Here is a 13,495-nt window from a genome sequence, read left to right on the forward strand (position 1 = left end):
CATGGCCTCGACCGAACTGCTGCGCATCGAGAACCTCAACGCCTGGTACGGCGAGTCGCACGTCCTGCATGGCGTCAACCTGTCCGTCAACGAGGGCGAAGTGGTGTCGCTGCTGGGGCGCAACGGCGCCGGCCGGACCACCACGCTGCGCGCCATCGTCGGCCTGACCGGCAAGCGCACCGGCTCCATCCGCATCGGCGGGCGCGAGGCCATCGGCCTGCCGCCGCACAAGGTGGCGCGGCTGGGCGTGGGCTACTGCCCCGAGGAACGGGGCATCTTCGCCAGCCTGTCGGCCGAGGAGAACCTGCTGCTGCCGCCCAGCGTCAGTTCCGGCGGCATGGGCGTGGCCGAGATCTACGACATGTTCCCGAACCTCAAGGAGCGCGCCGGCAGCCCCGGCACGCGCCTGTCGGGCGGCGAGCAGCAGATGCTGGCGGTGGCGCGCATCCTTCGCACCGGCGCCCGGCTGCTGCTGCTGGACGAGATCTCGGAAGGCCTGGCGCCGGTCATCGTGCAGAAGCTGGCGGAGACCATCCGCACGCTCAAGGCCAAGGGCTACACCATCGTGCTGGTCGAGCAGAACTTCCGCTTCGCGGCCCCGCTGGCGGACCGCTTCTACGTGATGGAGCACGGCAAGATCGTGCGCGAGTTCGAGCAGCAGGAGCTGCAGGCCAACACGGCCATGCTGCAGGAATACCTCGGCGTCTGACCCTTTTTCAACAGGAGAGCTTTGCAATGAAACTCAAGACCCTAGTGGCCGCTCTGGCCATCGGACTCGGCACCGCGGGCGCGTTCGCGCAAGAGCAATCCGGCCCCGTGCGCATCGGCTTCATCACCGACATGTCCAGCCTCTACGCCGACATCGACGGGCCCGCGGGCGCCGAGATGATCAAGTGGGCCGTGCAGGACTTCGGTGGCAAGGTCCTGAACCGCCCGGTCGAGGTGCTGACCGCCGACCACCAGAACAAGGCCGACGTCGCCGCCTCCAAGGCGCGCGAGTGGATCGACAGCCAGAACCTGGCGATGCTGATCGGCGGCACCAGCTCCGGCACCAACCTCGCGATGTCCGGCATCGCCAAGGAGAAGAAGCGTCCCTTCATCTCCATCGGCGCCGGCTCCGCCCGCCTGACCAACGAGGACTGCTCGCCCTGGACCATCCACTATGCGTACGACACCGTGGCCCTGGCGAAGGTGGGCGGCAGCGCGCTGGTCAAGGCCGGTGCCAAGAAGTGGTTCTTCCTGACCGCCGACTACGCCTTCGGCCACTCGCTCGAGGCCGATTCCTCCACGGTGGTGAAGGCCAACGGCGGCACGGTCGTCGGCTCGGTGCGCCACCCGCTGAACGCATCGGACTTCTCGTCCTTCCTGCTGCAGGCCCAGGGCTCCAAGGCGGACATCCTGGCCATGGCCAACGCCGGCGGCGACTTCATCAACGCGATGAAGGCGGCCAAGGAGTTCGGCATCACCAAGAGCATGAAGGTTGCCGGCCTGCTGGTGTTCATCAACGACGTGCACTCGATCGGGCTGTCCAACGCCGAGGGGCTGCAGGTGGCCGACAGCTGGTACTGGAACCAGGACGACGAGTCGCGCAAGTTCGCCAAGCGCTTCTTCGACAAGTACAAGCGCATGCCGTCCTCGCTGCAGGCCGCCGACTACTCCGCCACCATGAACTACCTCAAGGCGGTGCAGAAGGTCGGCACGACCGACGCCGAGAAGGTGAACGCCGAGCTGCGCTCGATGAAGTACAACGACTTCTACCAGAAGAACGGCTTCGTGCGCGCCGACGGCCGCATGATCCACGACATGTACCTGTACCAGGTCAAGGGCCCCAAGGAGTCCACCACGCCCTGGGACTACTACAAGCTCGTGGCCAAGGTGCCGGGCGACCAGGCCTTCACCACGCCGGCCGAGTCGAAGTGCTCCGCGCTGAAGAAGTAAGCCGCTGAAGCCGCGCAGGCAGGGCCGGGCCGGAATGCCGGCCCGCCCCTGTTTGCCGGATACCCCTCAACCGTCGGACAATCGTCGGCCTTCCGGCCCCTAGCCAGGTCACCCTTGGAAATCTTCGGAATCCCCCACCAGGCGTTCCTCGGCCAGCTGATGCTCGGCCTGGTCAACGGCGCCTTCTACGCCATGCTCAGCCTGGGCCTGGCGGTCATCTTCGGCCTGCTGGACATCGTGAACTTCGCCCACGGTGCCCTCTACATGGTCGGTGCCTTCGCCGCCTGGATCATGCTGGACTCCTGGGGCATCAACTACTGGTTCGCGCTGGTGCTGGCGCCGCTCGTGGTGGGCGTGCTGGGCATCGTCGTCGAACGCGGGCTGCTCAGGCGGCTCTACGGGCTGGACCCCCTCTACGGGCTGTTGCTGACCTTCGGTGTGGCGCTCATCCTGGAAGGCGTGTTCCGCAAGCAGTACGGCGTCTCCGGCCAGTCCTACAGCGTGCCGGAACTGCTGGCCGGCGCCACCAACCTCGGCTTCATGATCCTGCCCAACTACCGGGCCTGGGTCGTCGTCGCCTCGATCGCCGTGTGCCTGGCCACCTGGTTCGTCATCGAGCGCACCCGACTGGGCGCGTACCTGCGCGCCGGCACCGAGAACGCCAAGCTGGTGCAGGCCTTCGGCGTCAACGTGCCGGTCATGGTCACGCTCACCTTCGCCGCCGGCGCGGCGCTGGCCGGCCTGGCCGGCGTGCTGGCCGCGCCCATCATCCAGGTCACCCCGCTGATGGGGTCCAACCTGATCATCGTGGTGTTCGCCGTGGTCGTGATCGGCGGCATGGGCTCCATCCTGGGCTCGGTGGTCACCGGACTGGGCCTGGGCGTGGTGGAAGGCTTCACCCGGGTCTTCTATCCCGAAGCCTCCAACATCGTCGTCTTCGTCATCATGGCCATCGTGCTGGTGCTGCGACCGGCCGGACTGTTCGGCAAGGAAGCCTGAGATGTCCCTGCCTTCTTCCTCCGTCGCCAACCAGGCCGCACTGCAGTCGCAGGCGGCCGTCCACGAGCCGCGCGCGGGCCTGCCCCGGCCGGTGCTGGTCACCTACCTGGCGCTGCTCGCGTTCGGGCTGGTCGCCCCGATGATCGGGCTGTACCCGGTCTTCCTGATGAAGCTGCTGTGCTTCGCCCTGTTCGCCTGCGCCTTCAACCTGCTGCTCGGCTTCACCGGGCTGCTGTCGTTCGGCCATGCGGCCTTCTTCGGCTTCGCGGCCTACATCACCGGCCACACCGTGAAGGTCATGCAGTGGACCCCGGAGCTGGGCCTGCTCGCAGGCACCGCCGTGGCCGCCCTGCTCGGCCTGGCGTTCGGCTTCGTCGCGATCCGCCGGCAGGGCATCTACTTCGCGATGATCACGCTGGCGCTCTCGCAGATGATCTTCTTCGTCTGCCTGCAGGCGCCGTTCACCTACGGCGAAGACGGCCTGCAGGGCGTGCTGCGCGGCAAGCTGTTCGGCGTGCTGTCCCTGGTCGACGACCGGGTCATGTACTACCTCGTGCTGGCCATCTTCGTGGCCTGCTTCGCCGGCATCGTGCGCATCGTCACCTCGCCGTTCGGCCAGGTGCTGAAGATGATCCGCGAGAACGAGCCGCGCGCCGTCTCGCTGGGCTACAACGTCGACCGCTACAAGCTGCTGGCCTTCGTGCTGTCGGCGGCACTGTCCGGGCTGGCCGGTTCACTCAAGACGCTGGTGATGAAGTTCGCCACGCTGACCGACGTGCACTGGCAGATGTCCGGCGAAGTCATCCTGATGAGCCTGCTCGGCGGCGTCGGCACCTTGCTGGGGCCGGTACTGGGCGCCGGCATCGTCATCTCGCTGCAGGACATGCTGGCCGACAAGGTGGGCGAGTGGGTCACCGTCATCATCGGCGTGATCTTCGTGCTGTGCGTGCTGGCCTTCCGCAAGGGCATCGTGGGCGAACTCCTGGCCTGGTTGGAGCGCCGTCGCGCCCGGTCCTGAAGCCGACCGCTTCCAGGCGCATCGAGGCCCGCCGGTTCCGGCGGGCCTTTTTTCCTTGCGGCATCGGCGGCCGCTGTCATGCAGGCGATTGCCCGCGGGCGGCCCGGCGGCTAGTCTGCTGCGAGTCCAACACCACGGAAGCCAGTGCCATGAACGATCTCTTCTCGCTGCAGGGCCGCGTCGCCCTCGTCACCGGCGGCTCGCGCGGCATCGGCCGCATGATCGCCACGGGCCTGCTCAGCCAGGGCGCGCGCGTCTACATCACTGCGCGCAAGGCAGCGGCCTGTGACCAGGCGGCGGCCGAACTCTCGTCGCTGGGTCCCTGCATCTCGCTGCCGGCCGATGTCTCCACGGTCGATGCGGCGCGCGCGCTCGCAGCGGAGATCGCGCGCCGCGAGCCGGCGCTCGACATCCTGGTGAACAACGCGGGTGCCGCCTGGGGCGAAGCGTTCGAGACCTTTCCCGAATCGGGCTGGGACAAGGTGGTGGACCTGAACCTGAAGGCGCCCTTCTTCCTGACCCAGGCCCTGCATCCGCTGCTGAAGGCCGGGGCGCAGGCCCGGCCGGCCAAGGTGATCAACATCGCCTCCATCGACGGAATCTCGGTCAACCCGTGGGAGACGTATTCCTACGCCGCCAGCAAGGCCGGCCTGATCCACCTGACGCGGCGGATGGCGCTTCGGCTGGCCCAGGACAACATCGTCGTCAGCGGCATTGCCCCCGGCGCCTTCGCTTCCGAGATGAACAAGCAGGCGCGCGACCACGGCGACGAGGTCGCGCGGCGCGTGCCGGCCGGCCGCGTGGGCACCCTGGAGGACATGGCCGGCGCGGCGATCTACCTCGCCTCGCGCGCCGGCGACTACGTGCTGGGGGAGACGCTGGTGGTGGACGGCGGGGTCACCCACACGCGCGGCTGAACGCGCGTCGTCAGCCCGCCCAGTCCCAGTTCTGCGGCCCGCGGCTGGCGACCTTGGCGGCCCCGACCCGGTTGCCCAGTTCGGCGCAACGCACCAGCGGCCAGCCCTGCTCCAGCCCGTGCAGCAGGGCGCCGCGCCAGGCGTCGCCGCAGCCGGTCGGGTCCACCACCGCGCTGGCCTTCACGCCGGGCACCAGGGTCTTCTCGCCGCCGATCCACACCTCGCAGCCCTCGCCGCCCAGCGTGACCACCAGCCCCTGCACCCGGCGCGAGATCTCGGCCGGCGACCAGCCGGTGCGTTCGCCGAGCATCTTGCCTTCGTAGTCGTTGACCGTGACCCAGGTCGCCTGCTCGATGAAGGCGGCCAGCTCGCGGCCGTCGAACATCGGCAGCCCCTGGCCCGGGTCGAACACGAACGGAATGCCGGCCGCGTGCATCTGCTCGGCGTGCTGCAGCATGGCATCGCGCCCGTCCGGCGAGATGATGCCCAGCCGGATGTCGGGCCGGGCCTCGATGCGCGTGAGGTGCGCCTGCATCATCGCGCCGGGGTGGAAGGCGGTGATCTGGTTGTTGTCCAGGTCCGTCATGATCATCGCCTGCGCCGTGTAGCTGTCCTCGATGCGGCGCACGAACTCGGTGCTGATGCCCAGCGACTGCAGCCGCTCCAGGTAGCTCGCGCCATCGGTGCCCAGCGTGGCCATCGGCAGCGGCTGCCCGCCCAGCCGCTTGAGCGCGTACGCGATGTTGCCGGCGCAGCCGCCGAAGTCGCGGCGCAGGCCCGGCACGAGGAAGGACACGTTGAGGATGTGCAGCTGGTCGGGAAGGATCTGCTGCGAGAAGCGGCCCTCGAAGTTCATGATGGTGTCGAACGCGAGGGATCCGCAGATGACGGCTGCCATGGTCTTGCCTGTGGGTTGAAGGTCAGGGATAGAAAGCGAGGAGGCGGTAGCCCGCGATGCGGGCCGCGGTGCCGTTGTCGGCGTCGACCGCCAGTGCGACGCTGGCCGACCAGTCCGAGGCGGCGGCGATGGTCGCCGGCGCGGCGCCCAGTTCGGCCGGCAGGATCACGCGCTGCACCACCGGCTGCTCCTGCGTGTCCGTGAGCGTGAGCTGCAGCGCCGGCACGGCCACCGGCAGCGGCGACGGGTTCTTCAGCGTGAAGCTGAGCCGGTAGACCTCGGGGCGCACGCGGGTGAAGCCGCTGTTGTCGATCACGATGGCTTCGATCTGCCGCGGCGCGCCGATGGCGCAGCCCAGGCGGTCGCACAGCTGCACCAGCAGCGGGCGCAGCTGCGGCTGCGTGGCAGCCAGGCGGTCGCGCTCGCGCACGGCGAACTGCAGGACCAGCAGGCCGGCCAGCGCAAGCACCACGAGCAGCAGCGCCAGGCGCACCAGCGGCCGCCGCCAGAAGGCCTGGCGGCGCGCCTGCCGCACGAAGGAGACGTCCTCGAGCGCACTGTCGGGGATTTCGGAGTCGGCTTCATCGTCGTCATCCGGCAGGTCCGTGTCGTCCTTCTCCCGGAAGGCCTGCGCATAGTCGTAAGGGGACGAGCTCGCCGCCGGCTGCGAATCGCGGGGGACCTCGGAGGCGCCGGTGGCTGGTTCCGCGTCGTCGGCGAACGCCGCGGACGGCGTCCGTTCCGTCGGCTGCGGCGGCAGTGGCATCGCCTGTGGCTGCGGCTGCGGCTCGGGATCACCGGGCAGGTTCCCTACCGGTTCGCTGGCGTCGGCCGCTTCCTGGTGCACCTCCTGCTGCGGTGGTGCAACCTCCGTGGCCCGATCGCTTCCGGACGCGGGATGGGCGTGCGGCTCGCCCGGTTCCGAAAACCGTGGGTGGATGGCTTGCACCGAGGCCTCGGCGGGGCGCGGGTCCGGCTGCAGGCTGCCGGTGGCGTCGAACACCTCGCCGCAGTGGCCGCAGCGCACCCAGCCTTCGGAGATCCTGAGCTGGTCGGGGACGACCCTGAACATCGTCCCGCAGGCCGGGCAGGCGGTGATCATGCTCATGAGCGCGGCATTGTAGAAGCCGCTAGCGCTGCCCCGTCATCAGGATCCAGCCGTCCTCGGTGTCGGCCACGTCCAGCCGCAGCCAGGGCGCGTAGGCCTGGGCCAATTCATCAGCCTGTCGCTCGAGGATGCCGGCCAGCACCAGCTCCCCGCCGGGCGCCACGTGCCCGCACAGCAGCGGGGCCAGCACCTTCAGCGGCGTGGCCAGGATGTTGGCCAGCACCACCTCGTAACGACCCTGCGCCGCCTCCGGGAGGCCGGCACGCAGTTCGACCCCGTTGGCGCTGGCGTTGTCCAGCGTGGCCTGCACCGCCGCCGGGTCGATGTCGACCGCGTCGACCTCGGGCGCGCCGTGCAGCGCGGCGCCGATGGCCAGGATGCCGGAGCCGCAACCGTAGTCCAGCACGCGCCGCCCGTGCAGCGGCTGCCGCGCGATCCAGCGCAGGCACATGCGGGTGGTCGGATGGGTGCCGGTGCCGAACGCCAGCCCCGGGTCCAGCCGGATGACGCGCCGGGCCTGGGCCGGCGGCTCGTGCCAGCTGGGCACGATCCAGAACTCGGGCGTGATCTCCACCGGCGCGAACTGCGACTGCGTCAGGCGCACCCAGTCCTGCTCGGGCACTTCCTCGATGCCCTGCACCTGTCCGTCGGCAAAGAAATCCTGCGCCGCCAGCAGCCGGGCCGCTTCCTCGGCCGCGGCGCGCTGCCCGAACAGCGCCAGCACGCGCGAACGCTGCCAGCCTTCGCGCGGCGGCGGCAGCCCCGGCTCCCCGAACAGCGCCTGCTCGGCGTCGGTCTGCGCGTCGGCGTCCTCGACCGAGACGCTCAGCGCGTCCAGGGCCTCCAGCGCCTCGCTGACCGCCTCGACCTGGCTTTCGCCGCAGAGCAGTCGCAGTTCGAACATGGGGTCAGCGCTTGTGGTGCGACAGCCACTGCTCGAGGTAGTGGATGTTGGTGCCGCCCGTCATGAACTTGGCGTCCACCAGCAGCTCGCGATGCAGCGGGATGTTGGTGTGGATGCCCTCGACCACCGTCTCCAGCAGCGCGGTGCGCATGCGCGCCAGCGCCTGCTCGCGCGTGTCGCCGTGCACGATGATCTTGCCGATCATGGAATCGTAGTTGGGCGGCACGAAGTAGTTGTTGTAGACGTGCGAGTCCACCCGCACGCCGGGGCCGCCGGGCGCGTGCCAGAGCGTGATGCGCCCGGGCGACGGGGTGAACTTGTACGGATCCTCGGCATTGATCCGGCACTCGATCGCGTGGCCGCGCAACTGGATGTCGCGCTGGCCGAACGGCAGCTTCTCGCCGGCCGCCACCATGATCTGCGACTTGACGATGTCCACGCCCGTGACCAGCTCGGTCACCGGGTGCTCCACCTGCACCCGGGTGTTCATCTCGATGAAGTAGAACTCGCCGTCCTCGTACAGGAACTCGAACGTGCCAGCGCCGCGGTAGCCGATCTTCTTGCAGGCGGCGGCGCAGCGCTCGCCGATGCGCTCGAGCAGCTTGCGCGGGATGCCCGGCGCCGGCGCTTCCTCGATGATCTTCTGGTGCCGCCGCTGCATGGAGCAGTCGCGCTCGCCCAGGTACACGGCGTTCTTGTGCTTGTCGGCCAGCACCTGGATCTCGATGTGCCGGGGGTCCTGCAGGAACTTCTCCATGTAGACCGCCGGGTTGCCGAACGCCGCGCCGGCCTCGGCCTTGGTCATCTGCACCGCGTTGACCAGGGCGGCTTCGGTGTGCACCACCCGCATGCCGCGGCCGCCGCCGCCGCCGGCGGCCTTGATGATCACCGGGTAGCCAATGGCGCGGGCGATGCGGCGGATCTGCGCCGGGTCGTCCGGGAGTTCGCCTTCGGAGCCGGGCACGCAGGGCACGCCCGCCTTGATCATGGCCTGCTTGGCCGAGACCTTGTCCCCCATCAGCCGGATCGACTCGGGCGTCGGGCCGATGAACTGGAAGCCGCTCTTTTCCACCCGCTCGGCGAAATCGGCGTTCTCGGACAGGAATCCGTAGCCGGGGTGGATGGCCTCGGCATCGGTGACTTCGGCGGCCGAGATGATGGCCGGCATGTTGAGGTAGCTCTGCGGCGAAGCCGCGGGGCCGATGCAGACGGCCTCCTCGGCCAGCTTGACGTACTTGGCGTCTCGGTCGGCCTCGGAATAGACCATCACCGCCTTGATGCCGAGCTCGCGGCAGGCGCGCTGCACCCGCAGGGCGATTTCGCCGCGATTGGCGACCAGGATCTTCTTGAACATGGACGGCGGCTACCCGGTCACTCGATCACGAACAGCGGCTGGCCGTACTCCACGGCCTGCCCGTTCTCGCACAGGATCTGGGTGATGGTCCCGGTCTTGTCCGCCTCGATCTCGTTGAGGATCTTCATCGCCTCGATGATGCAGACGGTGTCGCCTTCCTTGACCTGGCTGCCCACGTCGACGAAGGGCTTGGCGCCCGGGCTGGAGGCGCGGTAGAAGGTACCCACCATCGGCGACTTGATGGTGTGCCCGGCGGGCACTTCGGGCGCGGGGGCCGCAGCGGCCGGCGCCGACGCGGCCGGCAGTTGGGCGGGAACGCCTGCAGCGGCGGCGGGCGGCGCCGCATACACCACCTGCGGGGTGGCGGCCGGACCGCCCTTGACGATGCGGACCTTGCCCTCGGCTTCGGTGATTTCCAGTTCCGAGACGTTCGATTCGGACACGAGGTCGATCAGCGTCTTCAGTTTTCGCAGGTCCATGGTCTCCGCCGGTTCTTCGTGGAAAGTCGGCGAATTTACCGCAAAACGCTGCGATTTTTACTTTTCTTCGCCTAATTTTTCGGATCTTGCAGATCCTTGGGATGCCGTCCGGGTCGTCCGGAAGGCCATGGAACAGGGCCCGGGCCGGCTTGCAGGCTCATCCACCGGAAGATGCCCACTGGTCCAGGTCGCGGCGGTAGAGCTTGCCCATTCTACGCTGGCGGATGTCCCCCTCCGGTCCGAACACGACGGTGAACGGCAGCCCCCCGGCCTGGTTGCCCAGCGACTTGGACAGGTCTGTGCCACCCAGCCCGGCCATCCCGATCGGGAAGCGCACCGGCACCTTGCCAAGGAATTGGCGGACCGCGCTCGGCTGGTCGATGGCCAGGCCGACCACGTTCCAGCGACCGGCCTGCTCCTGCTGGAAGGCGTCCAGCAGCGGCAGTTCCTCGATGCAGGGCGGGCACCAGGTGGCCCAGAAATTCAGCAGCAGGGGCTGGCCGCGGAAGCGCGACATGGGCAGGTGGCCCCCGTCGGGGGTATCGAACCCGGAAGCCCAGAACCCCTCCGGCGCCCCTTCGGCGACCGCCCCGGGCCGCAGCCGCCACCAGGCCAGGCCACCGCCAGCCAGCGCCGCGGCGGCACCGACCCCGGCAGTCAACAGCATGCGCCGGCGGCTGGCCGGGCGCGAGACAACAGCTTCGTTCATTCCATCTCCAGCAGCGCCCGCAGCGCCGTCGCGTCGCCGCGCGCCACCCGGCCGCGGCCGTCCGGCCTCAGGGCACCCCGCAAGTCGTCCAGGTCGTGGATCAGCAGGTGCACCCCCACCGTCTCGCCCAGCCCCGGGCAGAGGCTGGACAGGCTGAGGGCCTCCACCGGCTCGCCCTGGAACCCGGTCACCGTGCGGGCCTCGTAGTTCACGTCGTGGTCGATCAGGGCCAGCTCGGCCGATTTCGGGTCGTCGCAGAACAGTTGCAGGTAGATATCCGACAGCCGGGTGGCGGTTCCATTCCACACGGCCCCGGCCAGGTGCGGCCGGAACTCCGCCAGCCGCTCCATCCAGGTCAGGGCGTGGCGACGCAGCGCGGCCAGTTCCTGTGGCTGGGTGTCGGCGCAGAAGACCGCGATGTACTCGCGGACGGCCTCGTCCAGCGTGTCGTTGTCGGGCAAGGCGGCGCGCGGCGGCAGGCGCAACTGGCGCACCGCGCGGCGCTTGGCCGGCCCGTACTCCAGTCCTTCCTCGACCACCATGCGGGCCGCGGTCGCCGCGATCTCCGCCTGCACACTGTCCATCACACCGGCATTGTGCCCGCCGCCCGCCGCGAGGGAACCGCAGCCGCTGCGAACGCGGCCGGACCGGAGGGCCATCCGATAATCCCGCGCATGCACATCCATATCCTGGGCATCTGCGGCACCTTCATGGGCGGCGTCGCGGCCCTGGCCCGCGAAGCGGGACACAAGGTGACCGGCTGCGATGCCGGCGTCTATCCGCCGATGAGCGACCAGCTGCGCGCCCTCGGCATCGAACTGATCGAAGGTTTCGGAGCCGACCAGCTCTCGCTGGCACCGGACGCCTGGGTGGTCGGCAACGTGGTCTCGCGGGCCCGCCAGGCCGACGGCTCGCCGCGCTACCCGCTCATGGAAGCCATCCTGGAGCAGGGCGCCCGCTACACCAGCGGGCCCCAGTGGCTGGCCGAACACGTGCTGCATGGCCGCCATGTGCTGGCCGTCGCCGGCACCCACGGCAAGACCACCACCACGTCGATGCTGGCCTGGATCCTGGAGCAGGCCGGGCTGGAACCCGGCTTCCTGGTGGGCGGGGTACCGATGAACTTCGGCCTCTCGGCGCGGCTGGGCAAGGGCTCCTGCTTCGTGATCGAGGCCGACGAGTACGACACGGCCTTCTTCGACAAGCGCAGCAAGTTCGTGCACTACCGGCCGCGCACCGCGGTGCTGAACAACCTGGAGTTCGACCACGCGGACATCTTCGATGACCTCGCGGCCATCGAACGCCAGTTCCACCACCTCGTGCGCACCGTGCCGCGCAGCGGCCGGGTGGTCGTCAACGGCCTGGAGGAAAGCCTGCAGCGCGTCCTGAACGCGGGCTGCTGGAGTGAGGTGCGCTCCTTCGGGGCGGCAGTCGACGATTTCAGCGCCATCGGGGAGCCTGGTGCCTTCGACGTGCTGCGCCGGGGCGAGAAGGCCGGCCGGGTCGAATGGGAGCTGGGTGGCGTGCACAACCAGCTCAATGCCCTGGCCGCCATCGCGGCGGCCGAGCACGTCGGCGTCGATCCGGCTGCGGCGGCGCAGGCACTCGCTTCGTTCCGGAACGTGCGGCGCCGCATGGAGCTGCGCGGCGAGGCCGGCGGGGTGCGGGTCTACGACGACTTCGCGCACCACCCGACGGCCATCCGCACCACGGTGGACGGGCTGCGCCGCCAGCTCGGGCCGCAGGGCGGGCGCATCCTCGCGGTGTTCGAGCCGCGCAGCAACACCATGAAGCTGGGCACGATGAAGTCGCAACTGCCCTGGAGCCTGGAACAGGCCGACCTGGCGCTGTGCCACGCTGGCGGCCTGGACTGGGATGCGCGGGCGGCGCTGGCGCCCATGGGCGAGCGGGCCCGGGTGGCCGATTCCATCGACGACCTGGTGGACATGACGACCGCCGCAGCCCGGCCGGGCGACCACGTCCTGTGCATGAGCAACGGGGGCTTCGGCGGCATCCACGCGCGCCTGCTGGCGGCACTGGAACGCCGGGCTGCCTAGCGGCCGGGGACGCGCCTCTCAGTCGAGCGACAGCGGCGCCGGCGCTGTCAGGTCCGGCCGGGGCCGCAACAGCTGCCGGTCGGAATCCTGGCCCAGCCCGGACGGCAGGACGCTGCGTCCGCTGTGCATCGAATCGGGCCCCTCGCCCCGCCGCAGCGTCGCCTGCGAAGCGCGCTTGGGGTTGGACGTGATGGCGCCCACGAGGTACAGCGCGGCCAGGTCTTGCGCCAGCCGCTCCTCACCCAGGCCGGTTCGCTGCTGGAGTTCGGCGAAGCGGGCCGGCGCGACGGCCAGCTCTCGCAGCAGCAACAGGTGGGCATCGCTCAGCATGCGCTGCGGCAGCCGGGGCGGCCGGCGGAAATACAGCAGCCCGGTCCGGTAGCGGCGCGGCAGGGTGTCGCGGCGGGTGCGCAGCGCGTATTGCCACATCAGCTGCGACAGGCTGGTGCGGGAGAAGTGGCCGGGGATGGCGGACGCGTTCGGCTGCGGCGTCCACATCGCATTTTCCAGCTCGAGCGGCGCGGCGGCCGGCAGCACGCCGACGTCGCCGCGAAGGTCCACCACCGCCAGCAGCAGGCCGCTGGCGGCGTTCACGTGGTAGACGCCGGACCCCAGCGCGCTCTCCTGCTCCAGGATCTGCGACGCCAGGCCGAACTGGGCGATGGTCGGGCGCATCCAGTTCTCGAGGCGCCCGAGCAGGCCACGGACGCTGGCCGGATCCTGCAGCTCGAAGCTGAGCCCCTGCGGCAGGTTGCGCGGCAAGGGCAGCGCGAAGGCCACCGGGCGATCCACGTCGGGCAGGTTGATGTGGACCGATCGCCCGCCGGCCACGCCGGAGGCGATGCGCACCGTGCCTTCCGACAGGACCTGGGTCCGGCTGCCGTGGATCAGGATGGCGTCGGCTTCGCCCAGCCGCGCGAGCTCCCAGGCCATGCCGCCGGGCGAAGCTCGCGTCAGCAGGGCCGCCAGCTCCTCCTCCTGCTGGGTGGAGAAGCCGGCCAGCCCGATGCGAAGGATGGGCAGTTCGAGGGACATGGGCGGTCGCCACCGGGGACTGCGTCGGCGGCGAAAGCAACCAATGTAGTGATGTAGTTACTGCATGTAAATAATGGCT

Annotated in this window: 14 protein-coding genes; 6 read left to right on the forward strand and 8 right to left on the reverse strand. The window is 69.6% G+C overall.

The window, feature by feature from the left end:
• The first annotated feature begins 1 nt into the window (after position 1).
• The 5 genes from VEC03_RS02465 to VEC03_RS02485 all read left to right on the forward strand — a co-directional run bounded on the left by VEC03_RS02465 (position 2) and on the right by VEC03_RS02485 (position 4,872).
• The gene (locus tag VEC03_RS02465; protein ID WP_324912542.1) at positions 2 to 709 is read left to right on the forward strand and encodes an ABC transporter ATP-binding protein; all 708 of its coding nucleotides are present in this window, start codon (positions 2 to 4) and stop codon (positions 707 to 709) included.
• Between the two features lie 26 nt (positions 710 to 735).
• Complete coding sequence (locus tag VEC03_RS02470) at positions 736 to 1,938, forward strand: ABC transporter substrate-binding protein (RefSeq protein ID WP_324912543.1); 1,203 nt, start codon at positions 736 to 738, stop codon at positions 1,936 to 1,938.
• A 114-nt stretch (positions 1,939 to 2,052) separates the two neighbouring features.
• Positions 2,053 to 2,937, forward strand: a complete 885-nt coding sequence (locus tag VEC03_RS02475; protein WP_324912544.1) for a branched-chain amino acid ABC transporter permease — start codon at positions 2,053 to 2,055, stop codon at positions 2,935 to 2,937.
• Positions 2,938 to 3,076: 139 nt separating this feature from the next.
• The gene (locus tag VEC03_RS02480) at positions 3,077 to 3,955 is read left to right on the forward strand and encodes a branched-chain amino acid ABC transporter permease (protein ID WP_324912666.1); all 879 of its coding nucleotides are present in this window, start codon (positions 3,077 to 3,079) and stop codon (positions 3,953 to 3,955) included.
• Positions 3,956 to 4,104: 149 nt separating this feature from the next.
• Positions 4,105 to 4,872, forward strand: coding sequence for an SDR family oxidoreductase (locus VEC03_RS02485; protein ID WP_324912545.1), 768 nt, complete (start codon positions 4,105 to 4,107; stop codon positions 4,870 to 4,872).
• Between the two features lie 10 nt (positions 4,873 to 4,882).
• Here VEC03_RS02485 and VEC03_RS02490 read toward each other — a convergent pair whose 3' ends face one another.
• From VEC03_RS02490 to VEC03_RS02520, 7 genes are all read right to left on the reverse strand, one after another.
• On the reverse strand, positions 4,883 to 5,770 hold the full coding sequence (locus VEC03_RS02490; protein WP_324912546.1) for a carbohydrate kinase family protein: 888 nt from the start codon (positions 5,768 to 5,770) through the stop codon (positions 4,883 to 4,885).
• A 22-nt stretch (positions 5,771 to 5,792) separates the two neighbouring features.
• Positions 5,793 to 6,878 (reverse strand): DUF3426 domain-containing protein, encoded by a 1,086-nt coding sequence (locus tag VEC03_RS02495; RefSeq protein WP_324912547.1) that lies wholly within the window; start codon positions 6,876 to 6,878, stop codon positions 5,793 to 5,795.
• A gap of 22 nt (positions 6,879 to 6,900) precedes the next feature.
• Complete coding sequence (gene prmA / locus VEC03_RS02500) at positions 6,901 to 7,782, reverse strand: 50S ribosomal protein L11 methyltransferase (RefSeq protein WP_324912548.1); 882 nt, start codon at positions 7,780 to 7,782, stop codon at positions 6,901 to 6,903.
• 4 nt (positions 7,783 to 7,786) lie between these two features.
• Positions 7,787 to 9,136 carry an acetyl-CoA carboxylase biotin carboxylase subunit gene (accC, locus tag VEC03_RS02505; protein WP_324912549.1) on the reverse strand — a complete coding sequence of 450 codons (1,350 nt, stop codon included), beginning with the start codon at positions 9,134 to 9,136 and terminating at the stop codon, positions 7,787 to 7,789.
• A 17-nt stretch (positions 9,137 to 9,153) separates the two neighbouring features.
• A complete protein-coding gene (gene accB / locus VEC03_RS02510; RefSeq protein ID WP_324912550.1) occupies positions 9,154 to 9,615 on the reverse strand; it encodes an acetyl-CoA carboxylase biotin carboxyl carrier protein in 462 nt (153 codons plus the stop codon).
• A gap of 157 nt (positions 9,616 to 9,772) precedes the next feature.
• Positions 9,773 to 10,324, reverse strand: coding sequence for a TlpA disulfide reductase family protein (locus VEC03_RS02515; RefSeq protein WP_324912551.1), 552 nt, complete (start codon positions 10,322 to 10,324; stop codon positions 9,773 to 9,775).
• Entirely contained in the window at positions 10,321 to 10,908 is a 588-nt protein-coding gene (locus VEC03_RS02520; protein WP_324912552.1) for a hypothetical protein, read from the reverse strand. The genes VEC03_RS02515 and VEC03_RS02520 overlap by 4 nt, the downstream gene beginning before the upstream one ends.
• Before the next feature lie 90 nt (positions 10,909 to 10,998).
• Between VEC03_RS02520 and mpl the strand changes: the two genes are divergently transcribed.
• Positions 10,999 to 12,381, forward strand: a complete 1,383-nt coding sequence (gene mpl, locus VEC03_RS02525) for a UDP-N-acetylmuramate:L-alanyl-gamma-D-glutamyl-meso-diaminopimelate ligase (protein WP_324912553.1) — start codon at positions 10,999 to 11,001, stop codon at positions 12,379 to 12,381.
• An 18-nt stretch (positions 12,382 to 12,399) separates the two neighbouring features.
• On the opposite strand, the gene VEC03_RS02530 is transcribed toward mpl, so the two are convergent.
• Positions 12,400 to 13,416, reverse strand: a complete 1,017-nt coding sequence (locus VEC03_RS02530; RefSeq protein ID WP_324912554.1) for a hypothetical protein — start codon at positions 13,414 to 13,416, stop codon at positions 12,400 to 12,402.
• Positions 13,417 to 13,495: the final 79 nt, after the last annotated feature.

It is taken from the genome of Ramlibacter sp., from assembly GCF_035627355.1.
Classification (GTDB): Bacteria; Pseudomonadota; Gammaproteobacteria; order Burkholderiales; family Burkholderiaceae_C; genus Ramlibacter.

Coding starts and splice junctions, on each gene's coding strand:
- VEC03_RS02465 (WP_324912542.1), top strand. CDS start 2: ATGGCCTCGACCGAACTGCTGCGCATCGAGAACCTCAACGCCTGGTAC.
- VEC03_RS02470 (WP_324912543.1), top strand. CDS start 736: ATGAAACTCAAGACCCTAGTGGCCGCTCTGGCCATCGGACTCGGCACC.
- VEC03_RS02480 (WP_324912666.1), top strand. CDS start 3,077: ATGATCGGGCTGTACCCGGTCTTCCTGATGAAGCTGCTGTGCTTCGCC.
- VEC03_RS02485 (WP_324912545.1), top strand. CDS start 4,105: ATGAACGATCTCTTCTCGCTGCAGGGCCGCGTCGCCCTCGTCACCGGC.
- VEC03_RS02490 (WP_324912546.1), bottom strand. CDS start 5,770: ATGGCAGCCGTCATCTGCGGATCCCTCGCGTTCGACACCATCATGAAC.
- VEC03_RS02495 (WP_324912547.1), bottom strand. CDS start 6,878: ATGAGCATGATCACCGCCTGCCCGGCCTGCGGGACGATGTTCAGGGTC.
- prmA (WP_324912548.1), bottom strand. CDS start 7,782: ATGTTCGAACTGCGACTGCTCTGCGGCGAAAGCCAGGTCGAGGCGGTC.
- accC (WP_324912549.1), bottom strand. CDS start 9,136: ATGTTCAAGAAGATCCTGGTCGCCAATCGCGGCGAAATCGCCCTGCGG.
- accB (WP_324912550.1), bottom strand. CDS start 9,615: ATGGACCTGCGAAAACTGAAGACGCTGATCGACCTCGTGTCCGAATCG.
- VEC03_RS02515 (WP_324912551.1), bottom strand. CDS start 10,324: ATGAACGAAGCTGTTGTCTCGCGCCCGGCCAGCCGCCGGCGCATGCTG.
- VEC03_RS02520 (WP_324912552.1), bottom strand. CDS start 10,908: ATGGACAGTGTGCAGGCGGAGATCGCGGCGACCGCGGCCCGCATGGTG.
- mpl (WP_324912553.1), top strand. CDS start 10,999: ATGCACATCCATATCCTGGGCATCTGCGGCACCTTCATGGGCGGCGTC.
- VEC03_RS02530 (WP_324912554.1), bottom strand. CDS start 13,416: ATGTCCCTCGAACTGCCCATCCTTCGCATCGGGCTGGCCGGCTTCTCC.